Consider the following 26,546-nt stretch of genomic DNA (forward strand, 5'->3'; position numbering starts at 1 on the left):
TTACAATTTGCCTAATGTGTCCCTATCGACAACTTCTGGAACAAATAAGTGCTTAATTGGGATAGGACTTTTAATGTCATAAACATGTTCAAGTACCCAATAAGCGGCCATTTCTCCCATAGCGTGAATAGGGTTATTGATTGTTGTTAGCTTTGGATAAAGATAGCGCGAAAACAATACGTTATCGAAACCAACAATGGAAAGTTGTGTGGGGATATCGAAACCAGCTTCTCGTGCCGCCGTCATTGCGCCAGAGGCCATTTCATCGTTTGCACACACGAGTGCCGTGAAGTCTGGGAAGGTCGATTGAAGGTGATGCATCCCTTCCTGTCCTGTAGACTCATGAAAGTCGCCTTCGAACAAGCTTTTCTTATCAAATGTAAGCCCCGCTTCTTCAAGGGCTTTTTTGTGACCAGCAAGACGATCGCTCGCATCTTTTTTAAATAGCGGGCCGCTAATGTACGCGATGTTTTTATGGCCCGCATCAATGGCCGCTTTTGTTGCCAAGTAGCCACCTTTTACATTGTCTACAACAAAGCAGTTTTGCTCAAGATCGTCTACTTTTCTGTTTATCACGACAACTGGGACTTTGCTGTCGACCAGCTTTTTCAAGTATTCGTCAGAAACGGCCTCAGCGTGCAAGATAAGCGCATCACAACGGCGGCTTTTTAAGAACTCTATGGCTTCGTGTTCACGATTCTCATCTACGTGACCTGCGGTGATAATTACATGCTTACCGTTTTTCTTTAGCACGTGTTCAACCGTGCTCATTAAGTCACCAAAGTATGAGCCATGCAGTTCTGAAACAAGTAAACCTACACTGTTGGTGCGGTTTGATGCCAGAGATTGCGCAATGGCGTTGGGCTGATAGCCCAGCGATGCCATGGCGTCCTCTACTTTTTTACGCGTGCGTTCGCTTACCTTCGCGTTTCCATTCATAACGCGAGAGACGGTAGCCAGCGATACCCCAGCTGCTTCTGATACTTGGTAAATTGTTGCCATACGGTTTCTAGTAATTGTCCTTATTTAATACCGCTAATGTACCCATTTATACGACTCTTCACCAGTTTTGAATATGCTAAAGCACTTTGTTTTAAGGTGCGTTTTTGGGTATCGTAGTCAACATAAACAATACCGAAACGTTTTGAATAACCCAGCGCCCACTCAAAATTGTCCATCAGGCTCCATGCAAAATACCCGCGAATGTCCACACCATTTTCCATGGCTCGGTTTACAGCATTTAAGTGGGTGTGAAAGTAAGCGGTACGCGTATCATCTATGACTTCGTCGTTATTAAGGACATCATCCATTGCCGCGCCGTTTTCTGTAATATAAATGGGCGGTAAGTTGTAGCGCTCATTAAGATCAACGAGCAGTTCGGTAAATGCGTCAGGGGTAATTTCCCAGCCCATAGCGGTTAGCGCGTTTGTTGCTGGTGGAACTATCTCAAACCAACCATTTCCATCGCTTCGATACAGGGTGCGGGTGTAGAAATTAATACCCAAATAATCGATAGGCTGAGAAATGATATCCATATCACCTTCGAGTATTTCTGGTTTACTACTATCATCGAGTATGTCGATAACGTTAGGGTATTTACCCTCTATTATCGGCCTTAAATACCACTGGTTATGATAATCGTCAGCCAACTTAGCAGCGTGTTTATCTTCTTTAGAATCAGTTGTTGTATGGCAGTTACTAAAGTTAAGCACAATGCCGTTTTGGCTATTAGGGCAATGGCGGTTGAGTACTTTTAATGCTAACCCATGTGCAAGCAGCAGGTGATGCGCTGCTTTACGCCCGTTGCCCATGCCTGTTTTGCCGGGCGCATGTATACCGGCTTCATAGCCTAAATAAGCAGAGCAAAATGGCTCGTTTAACGTGGCGTAAGAATAAACTTTCTCGCCTAACGCTTTCGCTACCGCCTCTGCGTATTCTTCGAACGCATACGCGGTATCGCGGTTTAGCCAGCCGCCATTGTCTTCAAGATACTGCGGTAAATCCCAGTGATAAAGCGTAACGAACACTTTCATACCGCGTTTTAGGACTTCATTAACTAAGTTAACGTAAAACTGCATACCTACTTCATTAACGGTACCATCTTGCAACATGACCCGAGGCCAAGAAATAGATAGTCGATAGGCATCTACACCTAAGGCATCAATAAGCGCTACATCTTCCTTCCAAAGTGCTACGTGATCGCAAGCTACATCACCATTGGTTGCATCGGAAATAGCGCCGCTTTTTTCACAGAAGGTATCCCAAATGCAGTCTAACCTTCCTTTTCTGTCGCCTTCTATTTGGAAGCTAGATGTTGCTACACCAAACAGAAAGTTTTTAGAAAGCATCATAGAATTGGATGGAAGGTTAATGTCTTTCATCGTAGAAATATCCTAGCAATAACAATTTCGTTATATTTACTTTGCTTATTGCGAAGCAAATAACATCATATTTACATTGAATTCGATAACGCTTCATGTAATTATCTATTTAATGTAAGCGCTTACAAAATATCGCAGAGTGGTATGTAAGCGCTTTCAAATGTAAATTTATCATTAATTAGAAAAATAGCAACAGAGGTTACTTGTGGACACACCAGTGCAGCCGAATATTTCATCCGCCCAAGAGCAAGCGGCAAACGGTGGCTACCGTTTTGCGCTAATCTCACTTACCACATTGTTTTTCATGTGGGGGTTTATTACTTGTCTCAACGACATACTAATCCCCTACTTAAAGGGGGCATTTAACCTTACCTTCACACAGGCAATGTTGATTCAATTCTGTTTCTTTAGCGCGTACTTCATTGTATCGCTTCCTGCCGGGATGGTTGTGTCACGCATTGGTTATCAAAAAGGTATAGTGCTTGGCTTAGCTATCGCTTGTGTAGGGTGTTTGCTGTTTTTCCCTGCTGCGTCCAGTCAAATTTATGGTGTCTTTTTGTTAGCGCTCTTTGTGCTGGCTTCAGGCATTACCATACTTCAAGTATCTGCCAATCCCTTTGTAACGGCGCTTGGCGACCCTAAAACGGCGTCGTCACGGCTTACTATGACTCAAGCGTTTAACGCTTTTGGTACCACTGTAGCGCCATTCTTTGGCTCTTACCTTATTTATGGCGCCACAGGTGAGCACGGTGGCGGCACGCCGAGCGCCTCAGACGTGCAGGTACCATACTTAATACTAGCGGCATCGTTACTGCTACTTGCGCTAATTTTTATGTATCTAAAGCTACCTAAACTCAACCACACAGGCGCAAGTTCAGGTGTATTCAAGGGCGGCGCATGGCACCACAAGCACCTTGTATTAGGTGCGGTAGGTATATTTATGTACGTAGGTGCAGAGGTTGCTATAGGCAGTATGCTAGTTAATTACTTGGCAAGCCCCGCGGTAGGCGGTTTAACCGAAGCGGGCGCCGCAAAACTGCTGGCGTATTACTGGGGGGGAGCTATGGTAGGGCGCTTCATCGGCGCTGTAGTCATGCAAAAAATCTCTGGTGGTTATGTATTGGCCTTTAATGCCTGTATGGCAATTGGACTTATTTTACTGTCGCTTTCAAGCACAGGTGATTTAGCCCTGTGGACTATTCTGGGCGTTGGCTTATTTAACTCAATTATGTTCCCTACCATTTTTAGTCTTGCACTACAGCAACTAGGTAAGGACACACCGCAAGGTTCAGGCATTTTATGCCTAGCTATTGTGGGCGGCGCTATTGTTCCACTTTTTCAAGGCATGCTGGCTGACTCCATAGGGGTTACGCTTTCATTCCTATTACCCGCTTCGTGCTATCTTTACATCGCTTATTATGGCCTTGTAGGAAGCCGCGTATCTAAATTTCAAACCACTGAAAAGTAACGAGGATTAATAATGCGAAAAAGTCTAATCGCGAAGGTTGTTGCAGGTGCATTGGTCAGTGTCTTAGTGAGCGCTTGTGCATCCGATGAAGACGCTTCTTCAGTTAACAGTGCCGTAGAAAAAACGAATAAAGCCAGTGAGATATGGCCTAAGTTAGATATCGAAGTAAAGTCAGACCCTGCGGTAGAGAAAAAGGTAGATGATATTTTATCTACCATGACGCTTGAGCAGAAAATTGCGCAAATGATTCAACCTGAAATTCGCAATATCACTGTTGAAGACATGCGTAAGTATGGATTTGGCTCTTACCTCAATGGTGGTGGCGCGTTCCCGAATAATGACAAGCATGCAACTCCTGAAGATTGGGTGGAACTTGCCGAAAAGCTATACCAAGCTTCCATTGACGACAGCCTAGATGGTTCGACAATCCCAACGATGTGGGGTACCGATGCTGTTCACGGTCATAACAATGTTATTGGCGCCACTTTATTCCCCCATAACATAGGTTTAGGTGCGGCAAATAACCCTGATTTAGTCGAGGAAATTGCTCATATCACAGCGAAAGAAGTGATGGCAACGGGCATTGATTGGGTATTTGCGCCAACAGTTGCGGTTGTACGTGACGACCGTTGGGGTAGAACCTATGAAAGCTACTCTGAAGATCCGGCTATTGTAAGAGAATATGCCGCTTCGGTGGTTAAAGGTCTTCAAGGCGCGGCTAATAAAGACTTCTTAAGCGACCAGCGTGTCATCAGCACAGTAAAACACTTTGTAGGTGACGGTGGTACCGTAGGTGGAGACGACCAAGGTGACAATGTTGCTAGCGAACAAGAGTTGTTCGATATACACGCCCAAGGTTATGTAGGCGGACTAACCGCGGGTGCGCAGTCTGTGATGGCGTCGTTTAACAGCTGGAACGGCGACAAACTTCACGGTCATAAGTATCTATTAAATGATGTACTTAAAGTCCAAATGGGCTTTGACGGCTTCATAGTAGGCGATTGGAACGGTCACGGGCAGGTTCAAGGTTGTAATAATGAGGACTGCGCGCAAGCTATCAACGCGGGTCTGGATATCTTTATGGTACCTAATGATTGGAAGGTACTGTACGACAATACTCTCGCTCAAGTAAAAGATGGCACTATCGCGATGACGCGTATCGATGATGCAGTGCGCCGCATTCTTCGTGTGAAAGTACGAGCGGGCCTTTTCGATAAGCCTAGCCCAGCAAATCGACCACTTTCAGGTAACCGTTCATTAATTGGCAAAGCTGAACATCGTGAAGTAGCAGCGCAAGCGGTACGTGAGTCACTTGTACTGCTGAAAAACAAAGATAGAACTCTGCCTCTTTCTGCAAATAACAGCATATTAGTGGCCGGTGATGGGGCCCACAATATTGGCAAGCAGTCCGGTGGCTGGAGTATTACGTGGCAAGGCACCAATAATACTAATGACGACTTCCCTGGAGGTAGCTCTATATACGACGGTATCAAAGAGCATGTCGAAAACGCAGGTGGTAAGGTTCAGCTTTCTGTTGAGGGCGATTTTGAAACTAAGCCAGATGTTGCCATTGTCGTGTTCGGTGAAGAACCTTACGCAGAAGGCCACGGCGATAGAGAAACGCTTATCTATCAGTACGGCAATAAGAAAGACTTAGCGCTACTTGAAAAGCTGAAGTCGCAAGGTATTCCAGTAGTATCTGTATTTATCAGCGGCCGCCCAATGTGGGTAAATGCTGAGCTCAATGCGTCTGACGCTTTTGTTGCTGCTTGGTTGCCGGGCTCCGAAGGTGCTGCGGTAGCGGATGTGCTGTTTGGTGAGCAAGACTTTAAAGGAAAGCTATCTTTCTCTTGGCCGTCAGAGCCTCAGCAGATTGTTAACAAAGGCGATGAGAGTTACGAGCCGCTCTTACCTTATGGTTTTGGTTTAACTTTTAGCGATGAGAATGTATTAAGCGATACGTTAAACACTGAGATCAAGGTGAGCACTGACAGCAACAAGCCGATGGAAATTCTAAATGGTGCCGTGCAGTCACCGTGGGTACTATGGCTGTATTCAGGTGATGAAACCCTACCTGTGAACGCAAGCATTCACACCGTTGGTGCGCTGTCCTACCGCACAGTGGATAAAGTAGTGCAAGAAGATGCACGAAAAGTTACCTTTGATGGTTCTGAATTTGCGGCAATGCGTTTTGCGAGCAAGAGCTTCTTCCGCGAAGATTTAAGCGCACAGCTACTTAATGACGGTGCGTTAAGCTTTAACGTTAGCCGTCACTCAGATATTAATGCGCCAGTTACCGTGGGCATGAACTGTGAAGGCGAAGGGGATGCAGCGGGCAGCTGTTCAACGCAGATTGATATTAGCGAGCAGCTTAAAGCAATGCCTGCTGATACATGGACAAACGTGAGCATTGACCTGCAGTGCTTTGTTGACGAGGGCATTGACTTCACTGGTCTTGTCGTACCGTTTGAACTAGGCAGCTCAGGTAAGGCGAGTGTGAGTGTGGCAGATATTCAGTTTACGCCAAGTGCAGCAGAATCAGCGAGTATAAGCTGTCAGAATTAGTGAATGAGTTGTTTGAAAACATCGCCAAGATTAGTTAATCAAGGCGATGTTTTTTTACTATTATTTCTGTTTCTCGCTAGGTACAGGTTGCCCGTATTTAGGGGAACGAGGGCCGTACAAAAGACCGTTATAGCTTTCTGCAGAAAGTAGTCGAGTTGACGTCATCGCGGCAATTTCGAACCCCTTATCGGTGACGGTTTCAAAAATTTGACTAACAGCAGCTTGCACTAGCATGCCCACTAGTCCGCCACTATTGGCGTTTTGTTGTTCAGCACTCGATGCTGTAGCCGCACCAGTCCAAAGCGTTTGACCAGTAGCAAGATCGACTAGCGATGCTGTCACACTTACTCTTGTTTCACTAGAAATAACGACATAGCTTGTACCATAGTCATCAATCGTCACGTAAAGCGCAGTATCAGCACCAAATATTTCTTTTAATTTTGGTGTTGGAACCGCCTGTATATCAGCTGCCTGTGTTAAACCGTTATTGTTAAAAGTCTGGTTAACCATTGCTACAGGAAACACATAGAAACCTGACTCGGCAATTGGTGTCGCAAGCTGCGTCATTACACTATATGGTGCGATAACTTCGGGTGTATTATTTACTGGAGGTAGAATGATTACCGATTCAGGGTTGACCGCCTTAAAAGCAGTGTAGTCGTGAGCAGGTGGCATACTAACGCATGCAGAAAGTGACATAATTAAAACCAAGGCACTAAAAATTCTGGTAAACATCAATTATGCTCCCTTTGCCGAAGTAAGAAGGAAATCGATGTATTGCGTTGACTCTGGAAATAATTGTTTTTCTGTTTCAAAATGAGCCTCACCTTGTTGGGCATTCCCACTTTCGAAATACAACATTCCAAGGTGTGCATGTACACCGGGAGCAATGCTTTTCCCGTTCGCCGCTGCGAGCTGAACGGTTTCCTCTAGTACTAATATTTGTTCTTCAAGTGTTGTTTCTTCACCTTTGAGGTAGCTATATACTGCTGTATTGTATTCACCGTAATAGTAAAGCGGCTCAGTAGTTTTACATCCTACTATGCCTAGCACTAAAGCTGTTGTTATTATTATTTTTTTCATTTTTAAATCTTCCATGCGCCTGACTCGATACCATTAACTAGATTGTTAATCGATTCGCGGATAGCTAAATCAAGAACTTTACCGTTTAATGTCGCATCATAGCTAGCTGTGCTACCAAAACCGATAACTTCTCTTTCTGAAAGGCTGTACTCACCAGCACCAGCTACAGAGTAAACTACCTCAGATGTGGTAACGTCTACTACGTTCAATGTGACTTTCGCGTAAGCAATCTGCGACTTACCTTTACCCAAAATACCAAAAAGCTGTTTGTCTCCAATTGCTTTGCGTCCAAATTCAGTGACATCACCAGTAATAACAAACTTAGCTCCAGAAATTTTCTGTTCTGTACCAGTTCGTTGGGCTTCTTCAGCTAAAAGGTTCATGTTATCTCTATCTAAAACACTGAAGCGATTGGTTTGCTGTAAATGGCTCATTAACGTTGTTTTGGCCTGACTGCCTAAACGATCTTGCCCATTAGAAAAGATGCCGTTTTGGAAGCTAGAACGGTTTACAAATTGACCGACAACAAGCTTCTTCTTTTCACCCGTAAACTGAGTGTTGTAACTATTTACTTTTGGTGTCTCGACGACTCGAGATGATGTCGTTGCGCATCCAGAAGTTACGCCGATAATGGCTAGAAGTGATACCGCTGATATTAGTTTTTTATTATTAATCATATTCACATTAATTCCTTTATTCTTTGTGAAATAATGAGGAGTGTGTTCCCCACAGGAATTCTATAGCACAAACATGTATCAGTGGAGAACTAAAATTTGGAAAATTCTATCGTCATAATTTGTAGAGGAAAAGCTCAAAAGCGCTAGTCTTATTCAGTTTATTTAAAACCATTATTGTTTCGGTTTGAGTGTGTCTTTTTTCGCAGAGTAATTAATTACTTGTACGGTAGACAAAGTTTACTGACAAACGTAAGGAAGATAATAAATATGTGGATAGCAAGCGCCATGTATTTAGAGTCAAAGATCGAAAGCTCTAAAATATTGGCCCGTTTAGCTTATATCTTTAAACACTTCGGTTTGCTTTAATCCTCTTTCGTAAATAGACACACACTCTTCCTGCCGAACCTTTCAGTTAGTTTAAAAAGTGTCGGCACATGATTGACAATTTTAACGTATGTCACAAAAAAAAGGGCCTTAAAAAGGCCCTTATCGTAAGTGCTTACTAAACTTAGAAGCTGTATCTAGCGCCTAGCGTGTAGCGAGGGCCATACTGACGGGCAAATAAGAATTGCTCTTCAAAGCGGCCATAACCACGCTCGGTTTCGTCGTTGATGTTCACACCTTCAAAGAACACGGTTAGGTGCTCATTCACATCGTAGTTGATGCTGGCATCAACCTGACCAAAAGTATCGAACTGGGTAGCTGGGTTATCTGATGAACCTTGTGCTTGACCGATTCCGACAAGGTAATCTGAACGCCATGCATACGTCACTTTTACCGACAAGCCTTCTTTTTCGTAGAATACCTGGAAGTTAGCTGAATCACTGATACCTACTAGCGGATTTTGCTGCTCTAGGTTATATGGGTCGTATTTTACATCACCGTCTACAAGGGTTGCATTAGCGCCAAAACCAAAGCCTGTTTCACCAAACGTATGTTGAACAGCAAGCTCAATACCTTCAACTGTTCTGGATTCACTAAGGTTACGAGGCTTCACCACACTCCATTCAATAAGCGGGTCGTCTGAGTTAGGCTCTACTACGCCTTCTTCGTTAGCATAACCTGCCGATAAGAAGTAGTCGTAAATGTTGCTGTCGGTGGCTTGAATTCCGTCTGCTTCAAGTGCAGATACCGCTTCTTGCCATCTTGGCCCAAGATAGATGTCATTCAGTCCGTCAAAGGTTTCAAGTGCACCTTGCGTATCAATGTAGTTTTTAACTGACTTTCTGAATAGGCCCACAGACGCATAGCTTGCTTCGTCATAGTACCACTCGAAAGATAGGTCTAAGTTAGTCGACTCGTAAGGCTTAAGGTCGGTACTGCCTTCTGACACGGTTCTTGAACCAATTTTAGGGCTTCCGCTAAACGAACGTCCGCCTTGTAAAAAGCCGATAGGTGCGCGAGTAATCGATTTACCCCATGAGAAGCGGGCTACAATATCATCCGTTACATCGACTTTCACGTCGAACATAGGAAGCAGTACATCGTACTTACCTGTAAAGTCCTGCTCTTCAACACCATCTTGGAAAACAGTAATCCATTCACCCGCTGCAACCCAGTTCACCTGAACAGGTACGCGCACTTCTGCTGTGCTAGGCACTTCTGTCTCTTCATAGCGAAGGCCAGCGTTAATTTGAACGTAGTAATCGCTAACGTCAAAATCCCACTCTGTCTGTACGTAAATTGAGTCGGTTGTCTCTTCTACATTGCTTACCGAAGGATCGCCGCTGAAATATGGGTCAATAGAATACGCATTGCCTTCACCCACAACGTCGGCAGTAATGTACTGAAGCTGACGGGCAATGGCTTCATCAAAGTCAAAGGTGTAGTAATAGCCTGGGTTCATGCTAGCACCGCCACCATCAAAGGCGTCCAAGAAGCCAGATGTGTCGTTGCGAACAAACATACTGTCTGGGAAGATTTCGGTGAACGACGGGCTAAAGCCCGCACCCCCACGTAGTCCGCTCCAAGCAGTGAAGCCAGATAGAGACTGTTCTGTGCGAGCCACACCGAAATCAATTTTGACTAGCGGGATGTCCCACGCTGAGTTATACCAAGTACCGTCTAACTGCAGCTGTTCAATGTCAGAACGTCCTGGCGAATAGATAAACTGGCTAAAGTTAGCGTCTATTTCACCCGGCATAATTTCATTAGTGCCGTTGTTCCAGTTTACATAGACTTGAGGAATTTCTCCTTCACGATAGTCGTAAACTTTAGAGTCTAGTTGGTTTGAACCAAGAATGATCTGTCCAGCGCTACCCAATCCTTCGTCATAACCGTTGTCGGTTTTGTTGTAAGAATCATGGTAATCCAAACGGAAATGCCAATCGTCATTTACCATCCAGTCTAAGTTTACACCCAGTGAGCGGGCGTCAACGCGGGTAGTGTTACGGCTTGCTGTAAAAGAAGCATCGTCGCCGCTGATGTCAGCGTAAACCGCTGTGCCGTTCTCATCCAGTTCGTAAGCATTGATATTGGCGCCAAAGTTATTCCAAATACCCCAGCCCACAGTATTAGTGCCCGTTGTTGCGCGAGACGCGGTGTAGTCAATGGTCGCAGTGAACTCGTCGACAGGACGGAACTGGAAAGTAACCTGTCCATTTGAACGTTCGCGCTGAATGTCGTTAATGCTGTAGTTCATGTCTTTTGGAAAGAACGCCGCATCGGTAATGTTGGTGCGGTTATCGACGACATTACTTGGGTCTAACTCTGGAAGCGCATCGTTTTCTTGAAGCACCCAGCCTTGAATACTAGCTGATTGTTGTTGGAAATCACGCTCTTGGTGTGAAAAAGACACCCCGAATCCGAACATCTCATCGGCGAAAGTATTGGTGTAAACACCTGCAATTTCAGGGGTTACATCGTCACCAGCTTCATTAGACGTATCGTAAATACCTTTTACAGAAATAGTCGCGTTTTGCCCTGACTGGGATAGCGGCTTCATGGTAATGATATTTACCGTAGCACCTAAACCACCACTTGGGTTTTCTGCACGGGCGGTTTTTTGCAGTTCTAGCGTACTTACGCCTTCAGACGAAAGGTTGGCAAGGTCAAAAGAACGGGTAAAACCGGTACCCGGCATTTGGCGGCCATTTAGGGTTACTAGGTTGAATTCAGGGCCAAAACCACGAACGGTAATTTGGCTACCTTCACCGTTATTACGGCTAATGGTTACACCGGTAATGCGTTGCAGTGCTTCGGCTAAGTTTGTATCAGGAAATTTACCTAGCTCTTCAGCTGATATGGCGTCTACTACACCGCTCGAACTGCGCTTTAAGTCCATCGAGCGGATCATACTGCCGCGAATACCGCTAACTTGAATAACTTCTACTTCGCCTTCTGCTGGCGTTGCTGTTTCTGCTTCTTGCGCGTATGTGGGTAGCACAAGGAAAGAGCCCATCAACAAAGCCATTGATGTGGCAAGCTGGGTCTTTTTAAAAGATGTGTTTTTCATAATTGCCTTACTAATTTTTGTCAATTTCGTTTGTTGCCCAAGCGCAGCTTAGGCAATACACAGCTTTGCTATTGCGCTGCAATTTCAACATTATCAACGCGGTACACTGCGCCTTCACCAGAGCCCCACGCAGGGAACATCATGATGACGTTGATTGCACTGATATCCAGACCTAAGTCGTACAACGTTTGAAGAGGGAAAGTGTAGGTCTGCCATTCGCCTTCAACAGGGTCTACACCCTCAAGGCTAGCTGAAATAGGGAGCTCCACTGCTGATGACACGTCGATAGATTCAATTTTGAATAACCAAGGCGCTGATGCATTGTTAGGCATAGCGCTTACTTTCATTTCGAATCGCACTGCACCATCAGTTAGTAGTGCTGACGCATCGTAAGAATGACCATCATCAGCAATGATGCCCATCACCGTTGGCGTTGCGCCAATTCGGAACTCAGCAACTGTGCCGTGATCCGCATCATCAACTTCCTCGGTAGGCGTTGAGCCACCGCAGCAATCCCAAATACGCCACTGATCTGCCGCAGTGTCTGCAAACAAGGTAATGCCAGACCCTGCAGGCACCTCTTGACCACTGTCAGGGTGATATATTTTAACGTTATCTAAGCGATACACTGCCCCTTCACCAGTACTCCAGGCAGGGAACACCATAATTACGTCAATGGCGCTTACGTCTAAGCCTCGAGCCTGCAAATCTGAAATAGGGAAAGTGTATGTTTGCCACTCACCTTCAGCAGGCACTTGCCCTTCAACACTGTCTGCCAGCGAAAGTTCTACAGCAGTTGATGCATCGTTAGACTCTACTTTGAACAGCCATGGTGCTTCTGCATTATTAGGTGCGCTCACTACTCTCATATCGAATTGTAGAAGACCACCATCTGTAAGTGCAGTTGCATCAAATGGGGTATCACCACCACCAACAGCAGAACGAGTATTAAAGCCCATTACGGTAGGCTCTGCGCCAATGCGGAATTCTGCAGTTAAGCCATGCTCTTCGTCATCCATTTCTTCAGCAGGCGTTGAACCACCACAGCAGTCCCACATAGGCCAGTCAGGGTTTTGGCCATCTTCAAAAATAGTTAGCTCAGGGTATGCGACCGCACCATCCTGTGAAATCTCTACATTAGTAATTTGGTAAACGGCACCTTCACCAGCACCCCAGTCAGGGAAAATCATGATGGTATCAATGGCACTAGTATCTAGCTCTGCTTCAGCGAGCATACTGATAGGAAATTGATAGCTTTCCCATACGCCCACTTGCGGTGTAGCAGGTGCAGTCTCTGATGGGCCAACGTAGCCACTCATCAGTGAAAAAGATGCATCTGTGGTTGCTTCTGTACTTTCTACTTTTAGATTCCAGTTTGCTTCAGCGTTATTAGGGGCAGAAACAAGTTTTAAATCAAATTTTAAGCTACCAATGCCTTCAAGGGGAGATGCATCAAATGGAGAGGCTTCACCTTCTGGGTCAGTAAGAAACGCATCGCGGCTGATAAAACCGACTACCGTCGGATCTGCGCCAAAGGTAAATTCGTAAACTTGACCTAGCTCAGTATCTTCAACAAGTTGAGGGGTAGAGCCACCACAGCAATCCCACGCTGCCCAGTTTGGATTAGGCGTACCACCAAAAATAGTTAAGTCTTGTGGAATGCCAGTAGAAGGCGGTGACGGAATGGGCGCTGCGCCTTCAACCAGTGCATCATCTACATCGTCGTAACCAGGGCGAACCGTTTCACAACCTTTACCTGTGTCTGGGTCTGACGCACACTCATAAACGCGCACGTAATCAATTTCGAACGTTTGACCGTCTACAAAAGCATCTGCATCTATGCCCGTTTCGTTAACTGCTTCAGGCCAACTTCCGCCCACAGCGAAGTTAAGGATCATGAAAAATTCTTGGTCGTAAGGGGCGTTATTCCATTGAGTTTCAAGTTCACCGGTAATTTGGTCAAAGTACTCAGTGTACCAACCGCGATGAGAAAGGCCCGAGGCATCGCCATTTGCGTTATAGCGCACTTCAGAACGACGTTGAGTCGCGTACAAATAACCATCCATGTACCAGCGAATCTCACCTTCCTGCCATTCTATTGCATAGGTATGGAAGTCATCAGCTGGATTGGCACCATCAGGAAGAGAATACGCTTGACCAGAGCTATCATTGTTTGGCCATTCTTGACCATAATGGAGGGTGCCGTAGATGTGGTTTTCAGGGTTACCGTCTGCGTCTGCCGCTTTCAGGTTTACCGCTTCCATAATGTCAATTTCACCAGAGCGAGGCCAGCCACCATATACAGAATCAGTAGGCATCATCCAAAATGCAGGCCAGCTACCTTGACCTTCTGGTAGCTTAGCGCGCATTTCAAAACGGCCGTATTTAAAATCGGCTTTGTACTGAGTAATTAATCGGGCTGACGTATAGGGTTTAGGTGCACCTTCTTCGGCAGGCAGCGCAACAATTTTTAGGCTTCCATCAGACACAAATGAGTTGTCTTCACTGTCTGTATAGCATTGAGCCTCATTGTTACCGCCACCGTCGCAGTTTACTTCATGGGTCCAGTTATCATCGTCGATACTGGTTCCATCGAACTCGTCGCTCCAAACAAGCTCCCAGTCAGTAACGGGAACCGTTGCGTCAACAACATCGATATCTGTAGAGGTTGTTGCTCCACCTCCACAGCCAAATAGGGTTGTGACTGATATCGCGGCAGCTATCCGCGAGAGTTGAGATGCTTTTTTCGTCATTGTTTTCAGCCCTGATCAAAAGAAATTGGGTTTTTATGTTGTGGCAAATGCCACGTAAAAAGCTTGTGTAAGCGCTTACAAAATAGGTCAAATAAAAATGGCTGTTTGAAAGCGCTTACATTACATTAAGCTACTGACACATAAAGATCAATACTGTTCTCAAAATATTAACATTTAGTAGAATAGGTATATATGGGCATTTAGTTTATAAAATAATTAATTATCAGTGTGTTATGTATTGGTTGTGTTTTTTTTGCAAAAGTTGGGTTTAATGATTCACTCAGCATTTACAAATTAAAAGGTATGATTGTTAATGAGGTGTTCTTAGTATTTCGCTCGCACCAAATCGTACTTCACGATAAGCTTTCTCTATAGCTTAAAAAGAGCATAGCCCATGCATAACCACCATCATCACGTCGACACTACTACTTCTTCTGAAGAAGACTCAACACGTATTGGATGGGCGTTCTGGCTGAATTTTACGTTTACTATTATTGAATTTATCGGTGGCTGGCTGACTAACAGTGTGGCCATAATGGCAGATGCTGTTCACGACTTAGGCGACTCCCTTTCAATTGGGTTAGCTTGGTACTTAAGCAAGCTAGGGCACAAAGCCTCTACTGAAAAGTACACCTATGGCTTCAAACGACTAAGCCTTATGGGAGCAATGATTAACGGGCTCATTTTAGTGCTTGGTTCAATTTGGGTAATGTCTGAGGCAATTCCCCGCCTTTATAATCCAGAGATGCCTGTAACGGAGGGCATGATAGGGCTAGCTATACTTGGTATTGTCGTAAATGGTTTCGCGGCCTACAAGCTTCATGGCGGCCGTTCAATGAATGAGAAAGTGCTTAACTGGCATTTAATTGAAGATGCACTGGGGTGGGTAGCTGTACTGGCGGTGGCGATAGTGCTTCACTTTGTAGAATGGCCCATTCTCGATCCCATTCTGTCCATAGTTTTTACGCTCTTTATTTTAGTAAATGTGGTTAGATATGTAGTGCAGACTATGTCTTTATTTTTGCAGGGCGTGCCTGACTTGGCCACAAAGAATGCAATTAGCAGTACGTTATTGGCAATACAGCATGTTGAAGAAATTCACCATGTACATCTTTGGTCGCTTGACGGTGAGCAACATGTGCTTACCGCTCATGTCGTCATCAACTGTGCTATAGACAACGAAAAGTTACGCCAGTTGAAAGCTGAGGTACATAAACGACTTGCGCCTTTTGAACTTGCACATACAACCGTAGAGTTTGAATTGCCGGGAGAGCCATGCCGTGATGAAAGCGATCATTTGCATGCTCACTCCCATCATCATAAGCACGACGAAATAAATTAGTAAGCAAAAAGTGCAGGTACAGTAAGCCGTTAGTTTATTATGCTTTTTTCGCCTAAGCGCTACCGCAATAAAAAAGAGGGGCGTATAAACGCCCCTTTCAACACACACGCTTTGAAGGTTTAGAATTGTGCCTTGAAGGCTACGCCGTAATAACGGTCTGCGTCGCGAGGGATTTGATAACGGAAGTTATCGCCGCTGTAAGTTGTTGCATAGCTTTCATCAAGTAAGTTTTTAGCAATCAAAGATACGCGGAATGCATCGTCTTTGAATGAGAAACTTACGCTTGCGTTAAGCATGCTGTAGTCAGGTAACAATGAGTGAGGGTTAAATTCACCTGTGTTGCCTGGTAAGTCAGAGTACTGCTCGTCGGTGTAGATATACGATGCGTTATAGTAAACATCGAAGCCATGCTCTGTTTCCATAAAGTATTCGGCAGTTAGCGAGTATTTCATGTCAGGTGAAAAAGGAACATCAAGGCCTGAGCGATCAGTACATGTCGCTTCTTCAGGACAGTTAAACTCATCGATTTCTGCTTTCGTATATGCGGCGCCACCAATTAACGTTAGGTTGTCGGTTGCGTTCCACATCATATCAAGCTCAATACCTTGCGTTGTAACATCACCGGCATTAGTAAGACGGGTAATACATGCACCGTCAGAACAGTCGAAGTTATTCGCTTGGAATCCTTCAATGTCGGTGCTAAACAAAGCAACGTTTAACAATAGATCGCGACTAGCGTACTTGTAGCCTATCTCGAAAGCGTCAGATTCTTCAGCACCGATAGGTCGACCGTCGTTGTCTGGGTTGAAGTTATAGTAAACGTTGAAACCAGGACCTTTATAACCTTGTGAGTAGGTCGCATACACCATCTGATTTTGGTCAAGATCGTATTGAAGACCAACACGGCCAGACAGATTCGTTTCATCTACCACACCTTCTGCATCGGTGTTTTCGGTAGCAGGGCGTACACCCACACCACGGCGTCCATATTCATCGTTACTAATGCGGCGGTGCTTATAAGACACTTCATCATCGGTATAGCGAAGGCCAAAAATAAGGCGCATATCATCACTTAAATCATAAGTACCATCACCATACACTGCCCAGTTATTAAATTCGGTGCTCATAAATGCGGTGGCAGAAACGATATCGTTTGCATTACACGACACACCTAGTGAGTCCGCATAGGCGTCTAGGTCGGAAAGCGCGTTGGTTAGGTCGTCTCCTGATAAATTGTTTTCTGCGTAAAAAGATAGCGCCTGATCAAGCTGACCATTATTGTTTTGGCAACTAGCATCACGTGTGAAGTTACGTTCAGAATCCATGTTCCAGTAGAATATACCCGCAAGGAAATTAAATGGACCTGTTAAGTTTGAAGCTACACGGAATTCTTGAGAAAACTGACTCCATTCCTGCTCACCCACATCGTGTAGTTGGAACGGTACGCCGAATACTGGCTGGTCGCTGTCGCCAGCAATTGAGGTGAAGTCACCTTCGCGGAACTCTGTGTTTTCCCATGAGCGCTGGGCGGTGATTGAAGTGAACGTATAATCGCCAACAGTTTTATCAACTTGCACAGAGAAAGCTGAGTGGTCGTCAATAGTACGAGACTCAAAGTCATGGTCAATTTGACGCTGTTCTAAATCAATTCCATCAGCAATGGTAGCGCTGTTCGGTGCTGCTTCTGAATCTGGATTACGACCGCTTGATACGCCCTCTAAATCTGCACAGCAGTCGTCATCAGCACTGTAAAATTCGCTAATAAATTTAACTTTTAGATCGTTGGTTGGTTCGTAAAGCACAACAGCTCGCGCACCTTCACGGTCGTAACCATTTACCGTTTCATTGTTATACACGTTGTCTATATAACCGTCGAATTTACCTTGGAAGACGGTCAAGCTAGCTGAAAGGTCGTCTGTTAAACCACCACTCATCGTGCCTTTTAAACGATATTCGTTGTCTTGGTAGAATTCGGTAGAAAGGCTACCGGTTAAGTCCTGTGAAGGGTCTTTTGTGGTGATGTTTACCACGCCAGCTGACGCGTTTTTACCAAAAAGTGTGCCCTGTGGGCCGCGCAGTACTTCAATACGGTCAACGTCATATAGGTCAGCAAAAGCCTGTCCCGAGCGACCTAGTACAACGCCATCTACTACAGTCGCTACGCTTGGCTCGGCAGCGATACTAAATGAAATTGTTCCAATGCCTCGAACGGTTAATGCAGAGTTACGGGTTGTTGTACCTTTACGAAAACTTACCGATGGGACGAGAGCCTGAAGGTTTTCAACATTGTTGGCGAAAGCCGATTCTATCTGGTCGCCGCGTAATACTGATACTGCTACAGGGACATCGCTAATGCTTTGTACACGCTTTTGTGAGGTTACGACAATCTGCTCGAATGACTTATCGTCTTTAGCGGCTTCGGTTTGTTCAGTCTCTGCATCTTGCGCATAGGCATTTGCGTTAAGCAGCAATCCAGATGTCATAGCAAGGGTTACCGCCCTACTAATGATCGATCTTTTTGTATTCATGTTGTTCTCCAGGGTATTTCGCTTATCTCGCTCTAACTAACAATGGCCAACATTTTTCGGATATATCAACCGTTGTAGGTAGACGGTGTTTGGTTTTTTTATTTTTTAGCTACGCAAGGTGCATCATTTAAAATGCCGCACTATGCGATTTATCGTCACCAGTCTTTATAAAAGATATCTTTCGTCTGGTGTCTTATATAAGAGTGATTAAGTTAAACAATTGTTAAGCTGTTTGCAAACGTTATGTTAAATTTTTTGTGTTTTTTCTATACAGAAGCTAAGCGTTCGGTTTAAGCCGGTTGGGAGGCAAGGCGCTTAAGGCCTTGCTCATATTTTACCCGCCACCATTTAAGGCTAATACCTATGGCAGCGAAGCAGCTGGCCCACAAGCCAATTAGAGCTGGTATAAAGGCGTTACTGATACCACCTACAAAGCCCACTGGAGAGAACATCAGGTAGAGCGTAGCGATAAGGCCAACCAGCACAATGGCGCAAGGTATAGCATAGCGCCAAGGAGTCATATTGACTTCGGCCTTGGGCGTAAAATGCCATGGCGTCGCCATTGGATAAAGCTTACCTATCATTAACATAATGGCCAGTTCGATAGCGAACAAGATGGCATAAATATGAATGAAGTTGATATCTACTTCCCATACGAACTTGAGCAGTCCATAGGCGATTACGTGAAAAATGATGGCTACTTTTGCGGCTAGGGCAGGTACGTTCTTGGTAAACAAACCAACTAATACAATGGTGATTACCGGAATATTATAGAACCCAGTGAATATGCGAATAATTTGCCACAAGCCCTCAGGTGCAAACATCAATAGTGGCGCTGTGATAAAAGACAGCACAGCGATAACGATACTGGTGATTTTAGCGACGCGTATTAGCTTTTCGTCACTTACTTTGTCTTTTTTGAAGGGCTTATAAACGTCTAAGCAAAATAGCGTGGCAGCACTGTTAAGCAGTGAATTAAAAGAGCTAAACACCGCCCCAAGCAATACGGCTAGGAAGAAGCCCGACAAATACTGTGGCAACACATCTTTTACTAAATGTGGGTAGGCAAGGTCGATAGTTTGAAGGTTCTCATCTTGATATAGATGATAAGCAATAACGCCAGGGAGCATCATCATAAAGGGCACAAGTACTTTAAAGTAGCCTGAGAACAGCACGCCTTTTTGACCTTCAACCAGGTTTTTAGCCCCAAGGGTTCTTTGAATAACGTATTGGTTTGTACCCCAATAGAACAGGTTGGCTAATATCATACCTGTAAAAATAGTACCGAAGGGAACCGGATCGTTTGCCCCGCCTATGGCATTGAGCTTTTCGGTTTCCGTTGTTGCAATAGTCGAAAGGCCATCACTAAAGCTACCGTCGCCTAAAGCAATTAAACCAAGTATAGGGACTAGCAGTCCCACAATTAGAAGTCCTACACCGTTTATGGTATCTGACACTGCCACTGCCTTTAAGCCACCAAAAATGGCGTAAAGCGCACCTATGGTGCCTACAATCACAATGGTTAAGACTAAGCCTACTTCGTAGCTGACGTTAAAAAGGCCTGGGACATCGAACAGTCGTAAAACTGCAATGGACCCTGAATAAAGTACCGATGGAATAGTCACTAACGAGTAGCCCACCATAAACAGCACTACTGTCATTCTACGCACGCTGTCGTCGAAGCGGTCCCGTAAAAACTCAGGCAAGGTGGAAAAAGCCCCCGCTAAATAACGGGGTAAGAAAATAAGCGCCATAATTATGGTAGAGATACCTGCGGTCACTTCCCACGCCATAGCGCTAAGGTTGTAGCCGAAGGCAGAGCCGTTTAAGCCAATAAGCTGTTCAGCTGAGAGGTTGGTAAGGATCATGGACCCGGCTATAAAGGTGCCGGTTAGCCCTCTTCCTGCAAGGAAGTAACCGTCTTGGGTGTTAACTTCCCCTTTGGTTTTCATGTAAGAGATAGCGGCAACGATAGCCATAAATGCCATACATGACAGTAGGGTAAGGGTAATATCCATGAACAACTCCTAAGCGCTATGCTGGCCAGTGCGAGATATTCGACATATCCATATCGGTATGCTGAACATCGGGACCCATGACAATGCGACTGCCTTTTTGAATGAATACAGCAACATCATTAAGTGCCAATATCTCTTCTCTGTACTGTTCACCTTGTATCACTTCGTCGGTACCAAAGCGCACCCACTCGCCCTTAGGTAAGTAGTATTTAATTTTGCCGCCAGGCACAACACAAGGCACAACCAGCAAGTCATCGCCGCACATAAACTGTTGTTCAAAAGCATGAGCAAGCGGCTGATCAGGAAAGGCTAACGCCATGGCCCGCTGAACCGGAAGCCCTGTTTGCGATGCTTTTTCTGCGGTTTCTTTTAGATAAGGAATAAGCTTGTAGCGTAGCTTTAATGCGTTAAACACTGCATCTGATGCTTCATCACCATATGACCAGGGTTCGCGAGGGCCAATACCATGTAATCGCATGTGGGCGCTAAATACTGATGCTTGCGCCCATCGTACATAGAGCTCCGCATCCCGGGTATCTTTGTAAAAACCGCCGATATCTGTAGCGAAGAAGGGCCCACCTGACATACCCCAAGACAAGCTGCCACGAATACTTGCCGCGAGGCCGTGCCAGTCGGCTTGCGGGTCGCCTCCCCACTGTGAAGGATAGCGCTGGCTTCCCGTCCAAGCTGAACGGCTAAACAAGAATGGGCCAGTTTTGCAGTAAGCCGCAGCCGCCTCATAAACACAGCGGTTATAGAGCATACTGTAAACATTGTGCAGGCGATTGCCTGAATCACCGCTGTACGACAGCATATTGTCGTCTTCTAGCTGCTCGCCAAAGTCGGCCTTGATCATGTCTACACCAAGGTCAAATAGAGGTTTGTGCGAGGTTTTCCAAAACTCATAAGCTTCTGGGTTGGTAAAGTCTAAGATACCTGAGTCTGGCAGTGGTGTTAGCACTTCCCCAAATGGGCTCAAATCCCATTCATAGCGATACGCTTCGCCAGTGCGTTTATCTTTTATCAACCAGCCTTTTTCTGCAGCTTTTTTATAAAGAGGGTTTTTCACTGAAATCATGGGGTATTCCCATACACAGATCTTAAAACCTAACGCTTTAAGCTCATCAATAACCGGTTGTGGATCTTCGTAGCGTTTCGGGTCCCACTCAAAAGCAAAGCGAGTATCCGTATCTTGCCAAGCACGACCATCAAGGGTGATGACATCACAAGGCATATTTTTTTCGCGTACTTCGTGGGCAACGGCAAGTAGCTCATCGGCATCTTTATAATACGCTTTAGAGAGAATGACGCCTAAACTCCACGTAGGCGGCGTAGGGGCAAACCCGGTTAATTCGCTGTAGGTTTTAATGCTTTGCGCCGGTGAGTCTTGGTGGAACAAAAATACGTCGAGAAGATTATCTTCTACTAAACATACATACGCACGCTGTGACCAGAGCGCATATCCCACACTATGGGTGACGGGAGCAGGTGTATGTACAAAAAGATTCCAACCTTCTGGGCTCCACGCATACGGGGTATTTTTGTATGACTTCTCTGCGTTTACGCCAAGGGCATCGTGATTGTAAGAACGGATAAGTTGACCGCGTTTATCAAGCTTGCCCCATTTCTCGCCAAGACCGTAAACCGCTTCATCATAGCCAAGCTCCAGGCTCACTAACCATCCGCTGTCTGTTTTAGCAAAGGGCGGTAAACGATGCTGGCGCACAAAGTGGCCATCGGTAGCGCTTTGTTGAACAAGACTATCATCTTTATACAGCTTAAAATGAAGAGGAGAAGCAAAAATTTCTAAACGATAAGCGCCAGCGATAAGGGTGCTGTGCGACTTATCACCTGATAATACTAACGGTTGCTTATCGGGCGCTTGTGTGAGCATACCAAAGTCGTCAGTGGCATTAACGTCACTTTGAATGCGTAGACCAAACTCGCTGATACTAAAGCTTAACTCACCGTATTGCGTAGGGACGATAAGTGTTTTATCGTCAGACAAAAAGGGCTGCTTGGTGATGTCAGCAGCTTCAATATCGTTCCAATCTGGTTCAGTTACACAAAAAGCGTTACTCATTTCTACATTACCCTTGATGTCTTATATAAGACATAAGTTAATGAAATGTAACTTGGGTGTCAATCTGCAATTAGCAAATTATAAAAATTTAGATCAATAGCCATTTGTTCAATTCTAGATAGCATTCGATCTATTGACGAAGCGTAACTGTGCCACTATAGGTTTGCGTTTTATATGCGTTTAGATATTAGACACTGATATTTTTAATGATAAGTGTCACGCCGCTTAACCCAAGCATGGTTAACGCTAAAAGCCTTACAGAAGCCGCGGGCACGCGCGCCGCAAGCATTCGCCCTATTCTTGTGAAAACGAGGATCACAGGAATAGCAAGCAGCGCAGAAAGGAAAACGTCGCTCGAAGGCAGAGTGCCAAACGGTATTATTGCCAAGCGTAATAGCGACGTTATGCTGAACACGGCAAGAAGCGTGATTCTAATTTCGTTAATTGGCCATGTTTGCCTGTAACACTGAAATACGACGGGCGGTCCGAACGTAGAGAAAAGCCCACCTAACATACCGCCTAGACCACCTGCCACGGAGAAACCAAAGGCACTACCGGTTGGCTGTCCACGTTTTCTTTTAACCAACAAAAGCCCACAGCAACTTAAAATAGCGATGCCAAGCAATAGGTTAAGCCATGTTGCCATACCAACGGATAAGTACTCCAACAGCGCATACCCTATGCCCATAAACGGAATACCGCTAAGAAGAAGAATGGTAAAAGCACGCTTGTTTATTTGTTCGGTGTTTCTTGCTACCAGACTAACAGAGTTAAAAAGGCTTAAAAAACTCACCATAAATGTGGTCGCGGTGAGCGGTAAAATTCCGAACAAGGTAAAGCTAGACACCACCATAAGCCCAAAGCCGAATCCACTTAATGTTTGCAGAAGCGTTGCAATACCTAAAAGAGCGAACATGGGGAGCAGTGTTTCCAAGGGCATGTATGTTATTCCTACGATGTATGTGATTTAAGTCAAAAATGCGCTATAACTCTTGTGTATGATATAAAAACAATAATTAAGCGTTTAGGTTAGGGTTCATGTCTTCATCTCAGTTCGATCACAAACTCAGCGGTCCAAGTCTTGCTTTTCAGCCTCTATACCAACAGGTAGCTGAGTACATTAAGCAACTCATTGTGGAGCGTCGATGGCAACCCGGTGAGATGCTGCCTAGTGAGTTTAAACTTGCAGATGAGTTCAAAGTGAGCCAAGGAACCGTTCGCAAAGCATTAACACTGCTTACCGACACTAAAATTGTAACCCGCAGGCAAGGCGTGGGTACATTCGTTTCTGAACATACCGCTCAAGATGCACTATTTCGCTTTTTTCCGTTACAAGCTGACGGAAAAGGAGCCGATTTACCTAAAGCAGAGCTCATCAGTAAAGAACTGGTAGACCCGAGCGAAACAGTTCAAGCGGCTCTTTCCATAACGGCAAAAGATAAAACTGTAAAGCTTAAACGCAGACGCATACTTGAAAATGAATTTTGTATGCTGGAAACCATATTTTTGCCTTTCAAAATGTTTCCTGAAATCCACCTGCGCGAGGATATTCCGCATACTTTGTATCACTTTTATCAAACGGATTATAACCAAACAGTGTTTAAAACCCGTGACAGCATTAAAGCTATTCTTGCATCAAAAAGCGACGCGAAAAGCTTAGGTATTGAAAAAGGGGCACCGCTGCTTTTGGTCACGCGTGTTACAGAATCTATTGATGGCAAGTTAATTGAGTATCGCGAAAGTAAATGCAGAACCGACCATTACCATTACCAGGTTGAGCTCGATTAATTTACTTTCCCCCTTACTAGCGACAAGGTTTAATACAATTAGGCGGTACCAAGGAGGCTAAAGTTTAATGTCCACGGTGCTGCTATTGCTCACCTAACTTTTTCCGTCTACCTATTTTTAGTGGGCTTTAGCTCGTGTCTAACGTAAACGCCGCCCCGGCTCAAAAAATCTGCGTGTGATAAACGTCTTGGTCTAGAATGCCCTTTTCTATTCCGCCCTAAACTGACAGGTATAGTGCTCAACTAATCCAGCCACCAAAAACCACGTACTATCTTTTTGCTTAGTTCGTTAACACTTTGTTGACATCATAATATCTGTGTAATAACTTATGTCTTATACAAGACTAAAGTTTGAAGCTGACGTTATACAAGAGCATACTGCTAATGTAAAACTAATTAGCTTAATGCAACAAATTCTAAGGTGAATGAAACGATGAATAAGATACCTGAGGTGGGTTTTGGCTTTTGGAAAGTAGATACTGCCATTTGTGCCGAAACAACATACCAAGCGATTAAAGCTGGCTATCGCCACTTAGATTGCGCCGCAGACTACGGTAATGAAAAGGAAGTGGGAGAAGGCATAAAGCGCGCTATTGATGAAGGTTTATGTACCAGAGATGAGTTGTGGGTAACCTCGAAGCTTTGGAATACATTTCATGCCCCAGAACATGTAGAGCTGGCGCTTGAGAAAACGCTATCTGATTTACAGCTAGACTACCTAGACTTGTATCTTATCCACTTCCCTATCGCGCAGAAGTTCGTGCCGATCGAAACACGATATCCGCCTGAATGGTTTTACGACCCCGATGCTGCTGAACCAAAAATGGAGCTTGCACCTGTACCACTTTACAAAACGTGGGAGGCCATGGAAGCGCTAGCAGATAGCGGTAAAGCAAAACAAATCGGTGTGTGTAATTACAACACAGGCCTGCTTAACGACTTAATGAGCTATGCGCGTATCAAGCCAGCAATGCTTCAAATTGAATCCCATCCTTACCTAACACAAGAACGCTTAATTCGTTTAGCAAAAGACTATGGTTTAAATGTTACTGCGTTTTCGCCTTTAGGTGCGCTTTCTTACCTAGAGCTTGAAATGGCAGATAAAACTGAATCTGTGCTTCAGCAAGATGTGGTGAAAGCTGCGGCAAAAGCTCACGGTAAAACACCTGCGCAAATCGTATTGCGTTGGGGTGTTCAGCGCGGCAACGCTATTATCCCGAAAACGTCAAAAGTTGAACGTATGAAAGAAAACTTGGCGCTTTTCGACTTCTCACTAAGCGACAGTGAAATGCAGGCTATTTCAGCATTAAACATGAATCGTCGATTTAACGACCCAGGTCACTTCTGCGAAGCTGCCTTTAATCGTTTCCACCCCATTTACGACTAGGAGTTAACTATGAAAAACGTCAATGACAGCTCTGCGGTAGCGTACGCAAGCGTACCTACTCAGCACAACTACAACGGCGGTGTCTTCCCTGAAATAGTCGTGAACAATGAAAGCTGTTCCACTGTAGAAGAAACGGTTGCCTTTGTTAAAGCGAACCAGTCAGAACTTGAAGCAAAACTGGCTAAATCTGGTGCGCTGCTTTTTAGAGGGTTCCCTCTAGATTCAGCAGAGACCTTTGACGTTTTTTCAGCAGGCTTTGGTTATCCTAACTTTACCTATCAAGAGTCGCTTTCTAACGCGGTGCGTATTAACTATACCGAACGTGTATTTACCGCTAACGAAGCGCCTAAAGATGTAGAAATTTTCCTTCATCACGAAATGGCTCAAACGCCTATTTCTCCAAGTAAACTTTTCTTCTTTTGCAAAACCGCAGCAGATGAGGGTGGTGCTACGCCGCTATGTCGTTCAGACAAGTTGTTTGAAGCATTGAAAGCAGAAAACCCTGAACTCGCCAGCGACTTTAAAGAAAAGGGCTTGAAGTACACCACCACCATGCCTGCCGCTAATGACATTAACTCAGGTCAGGGCCGCAGCTGGAAAAGCACGTTAAGTGTGGAAACCGTAGAAGAAGGTGAAGCTAAGCTCAAAGAACTAGGTTACAGCTGGGAATGGTTAGAAGATGGCAGCTTAAAAGCGATTACGCCCGTACTTCCTGCGGTCATCGAACTGAATGATGGTTCTGAAGTGTTTTACAACCAGCTTATCGCGGCCTACATGGGCTGGAAAGGCGTTCGCGAAAACCCATCTTCAGCTATTACGTTTGGTGACGATAGTGCTATACCGAAAGAGGGGCTAGAGCGTATTGCTGAGCTCTCGGAAGGCTTTACATTTGATTTAGAGTGGCAAGACGGTGACGTGGCTATTGTTGATAACTATCGTGCGATGCACGGCCGTCGCCCTTACTCTGGCGATCGCAAGCGTGTAGTGCTTGTGGCATTGGTTGCATCTGAGCGTTAATAC

The 26,546-nt window shown here is 45.0% G+C and carries 17 protein-coding genes; 6 read left to right on the top strand and 11 right to left on the bottom strand.

The genetic code is table 11. The features are described from left to right. A complete protein-coding gene (locus D1814_RS08940) occupies positions 1-1,002 on the bottom strand; it encodes a LacI family DNA-binding transcriptional regulator (protein WP_118491502.1) in 1,002 nt (333 codons plus the stop codon). 20 nt (positions 1,003-1,022) lie between these two features. Then, a complete protein-coding gene (locus tag D1814_RS08945; protein WP_118491504.1) occupies positions 1,023-2,381 on the bottom strand; it encodes a GH1 family beta-glucosidase in 1,359 nt (452 codons plus the stop codon). 205 nt (positions 2,382-2,586) lie between these two features. On the opposite strand from D1814_RS08945, the gene D1814_RS08950 reads away from it, so the two are divergent. Together D1814_RS08950 and D1814_RS08955 are read left to right on the top strand one after the other, a co-directional pair. After that, positions 2,587-3,849, top strand: a complete 1,263-nt coding sequence (locus D1814_RS08950; RefSeq protein ID WP_118491506.1) for a sugar MFS transporter — start codon at positions 2,587-2,589, stop codon at positions 3,847-3,849. A gap of 12 nt (positions 3,850-3,861) precedes the next feature. Beyond that, positions 3,862-6,414, top strand: a complete 2,553-nt coding sequence (locus D1814_RS08955; protein WP_118491508.1) for a glycoside hydrolase family 3 protein — start codon at positions 3,862-3,864, stop codon at positions 6,412-6,414. 60 nt (positions 6,415-6,474) lie between these two features. On the opposite strand, the gene D1814_RS08960 is transcribed toward D1814_RS08955, so the two are convergent. The 5 genes from D1814_RS08960 to D1814_RS08980 all read right to left on the bottom strand — a co-directional run bounded on the left by D1814_RS08960 (position 6,475) and on the right by D1814_RS08980 (position 14,381). Next, on the bottom strand, positions 6,475-7,149 hold the full coding sequence (locus tag D1814_RS08960) for a DUF799 domain-containing protein (RefSeq protein WP_118491510.1): 675 nt from the start codon (positions 7,147-7,149) through the stop codon (positions 6,475-6,477). Between the two features lie 3 nt (positions 7,150-7,152). Next, the gene (locus tag D1814_RS08965) at positions 7,153-7,512 is read right to left on the bottom strand and encodes a DUF4810 domain-containing protein (RefSeq protein WP_232369006.1); all 360 of its coding nucleotides are present in this window, start codon (positions 7,510-7,512) and stop codon (positions 7,153-7,155) included. Further along, on the bottom strand, positions 7,500-8,174 hold the full coding sequence (locus D1814_RS08970; RefSeq protein WP_118491512.1) for a CsgG/HfaB family protein: 675 nt from the start codon (positions 8,172-8,174) through the stop codon (positions 7,500-7,502). The genes D1814_RS08965 and D1814_RS08970 overlap by 13 nt, the downstream gene beginning before the upstream one ends. A gap of 508 nt (positions 8,175-8,682) precedes the next feature. Continuing rightward, positions 8,683-11,628: a TonB-dependent receptor gene (locus D1814_RS08975; protein ID WP_118491514.1), complete on the bottom strand. Its 2,946-nt coding sequence runs from the start codon at positions 11,626-11,628 to the stop codon at positions 8,683-8,685. Between the two features lie 68 nt (positions 11,629-11,696). Then, positions 11,697-14,381, bottom strand: a complete 2,685-nt coding sequence (locus D1814_RS08980) for a glycoside hydrolase family 16 protein (protein ID WP_118491516.1) — start codon at positions 14,379-14,381, stop codon at positions 11,697-11,699. 394 nt (positions 14,382-14,775) lie between these two features. Between D1814_RS08980 and D1814_RS08985 the strand changes: the two genes are divergently transcribed. Further along, on the top strand, positions 14,776-15,723 hold the full coding sequence (locus tag D1814_RS08985; protein ID WP_118491518.1) for a cation diffusion facilitator family transporter: 948 nt from the start codon (positions 14,776-14,778) through the stop codon (positions 15,721-15,723). Positions 15,724-15,842: 119 nt separating this feature from the next. Here the strand turns inward: D1814_RS08985 and D1814_RS08990 are convergent, their stop codons facing one another. From D1814_RS08990 to D1814_RS09005, 4 genes are all read right to left on the bottom strand, one after another. Then, a complete protein-coding gene (locus D1814_RS08990) occupies positions 15,843-18,251 on the bottom strand; it encodes a TonB-dependent receptor (protein ID WP_118491520.1) in 2,409 nt (802 codons plus the stop codon). 290 nt (positions 18,252-18,541) lie between these two features. Beyond that, positions 18,542-20,269, bottom strand: coding sequence for a solute:sodium symporter family transporter (locus D1814_RS08995; RefSeq protein ID WP_118491522.1), 1,728 nt, complete (start codon positions 20,267-20,269; stop codon positions 18,542-18,544). Positions 20,270-20,285: 16 nt separating this feature from the next. Beyond that, on the bottom strand, positions 20,286-22,352 hold the full coding sequence (locus tag D1814_RS09000; protein ID WP_118491524.1) for a glycoside hydrolase family 31 protein: 2,067 nt from the start codon (positions 22,350-22,352) through the stop codon (positions 20,286-20,288). 187 nt (positions 22,353-22,539) lie between these two features. Continuing rightward, complete coding sequence (locus D1814_RS09005; protein WP_118491526.1) at positions 22,540-23,292, bottom strand: TSUP family transporter; 753 nt, start codon at positions 23,290-23,292, stop codon at positions 22,540-22,542. 98 nt (positions 23,293-23,390) lie between these two features. Here D1814_RS09005 and D1814_RS09010 point away from each other — a divergent pair, with 98 nt between their 5' ends. The 3 genes from D1814_RS09010 (at position 23,391) to D1814_RS09020 (ending at position 26,543) form a co-directional block, all read left to right on the top strand. After that, positions 23,391-24,140 (top strand): GntR family transcriptional regulator, encoded by a 750-nt coding sequence (locus tag D1814_RS09010; protein ID WP_118491528.1) that lies wholly within the window; start codon positions 23,391-23,393, stop codon positions 24,138-24,140. Positions 24,141-24,572: 432 nt separating this feature from the next. Continuing rightward, positions 24,573-25,526, top strand: coding sequence for an aldo/keto reductase (locus D1814_RS09015; protein WP_118491530.1), 954 nt, complete (start codon positions 24,573-24,575; stop codon positions 25,524-25,526). Between the two features lie 9 nt (positions 25,527-25,535). Then, positions 25,536-26,543, top strand: a complete 1,008-nt coding sequence (locus D1814_RS09020; RefSeq protein ID WP_118491532.1) for a TauD/TfdA family dioxygenase — start codon at positions 25,536-25,538, stop codon at positions 26,541-26,543. Positions 26,544-26,546: the final 3 nt, after the last annotated feature.

It is taken from the genome of Alteromonas sp. BL110 (assembly GCF_003443615.1).
GTDB lineage: Bacteria > Pseudomonadota > Gammaproteobacteria > Enterobacterales > Alteromonadaceae > Alteromonas.

Coding starts and splice junctions, on each gene's coding strand:
- D1814_RS09000 (WP_118491524.1), bottom strand. CDS start 22,352: ATGAGTAACGCTTTTTGTGTAACTGAACCAGATTGGAACGATATTGAA.
- D1814_RS09010 (WP_118491528.1), top strand. CDS start 23,391: ATGTCTTCATCTCAGTTCGATCACAAACTCAGCGGTCCAAGTCTTGCT.
- D1814_RS08965 (WP_232369006.1), bottom strand. CDS start 7,512: ATGGAAGATTTAAAAATGAAAAAAATAATAATAACAACAGCTTTAGTG.
- D1814_RS08995 (WP_118491522.1), bottom strand. CDS start 20,269: ATGGATATTACCCTTACCCTACTGTCATGTATGGCATTTATGGCTATC.
- D1814_RS08940 (WP_118491502.1), bottom strand. CDS start 1,002: ATGGCAACAATTTACCAAGTATCAGAAGCAGCTGGGGTATCGCTGGCT.
- D1814_RS08990 (WP_118491520.1), bottom strand. CDS start 18,251: ATGAATACAAAAAGATCGATCATTAGTAGGGCGGTAACCCTTGCTATG.
- D1814_RS08985 (WP_118491518.1), top strand. CDS start 14,776: ATGCATAACCACCATCATCACGTCGACACTACTACTTCTTCTGAAGAA.
- D1814_RS08980 (WP_118491516.1), bottom strand. CDS start 14,381: ATGACGAAAAAAGCATCTCAACTCTCGCGGATAGCTGCCGCGATATCA.
- D1814_RS08945 (WP_118491504.1), bottom strand. CDS start 2,381: ATGAAAGACATTAACCTTCCATCCAATTCTATGATGCTTTCTAAAAAC.
- D1814_RS08960 (WP_118491510.1), bottom strand. CDS start 7,149: ATGTTTACCAGAATTTTTAGTGCCTTGGTTTTAATTATGTCACTTTCT.
- D1814_RS09020 (WP_118491532.1), top strand. CDS start 25,536: ATGAAAAACGTCAATGACAGCTCTGCGGTAGCGTACGCAAGCGTACCT.
- D1814_RS08955 (WP_118491508.1), top strand. CDS start 3,862: ATGCGAAAAAGTCTAATCGCGAAGGTTGTTGCAGGTGCATTGGTCAGT.
- D1814_RS09005 (WP_118491526.1), bottom strand. CDS start 23,292: ATGCCCTTGGAAACACTGCTCCCCATGTTCGCTCTTTTAGGTATTGCA.
- D1814_RS08970 (WP_118491512.1), bottom strand. CDS start 8,174: ATGATTAATAATAAAAAACTAATATCAGCGGTATCACTTCTAGCCATT.
- D1814_RS08975 (WP_118491514.1), bottom strand. CDS start 11,628: ATGAAAAACACATCTTTTAAAAAGACCCAGCTTGCCACATCAATGGCT.
- D1814_RS09015 (WP_118491530.1), top strand. CDS start 24,573: ATGAATAAGATACCTGAGGTGGGTTTTGGCTTTTGGAAAGTAGATACT.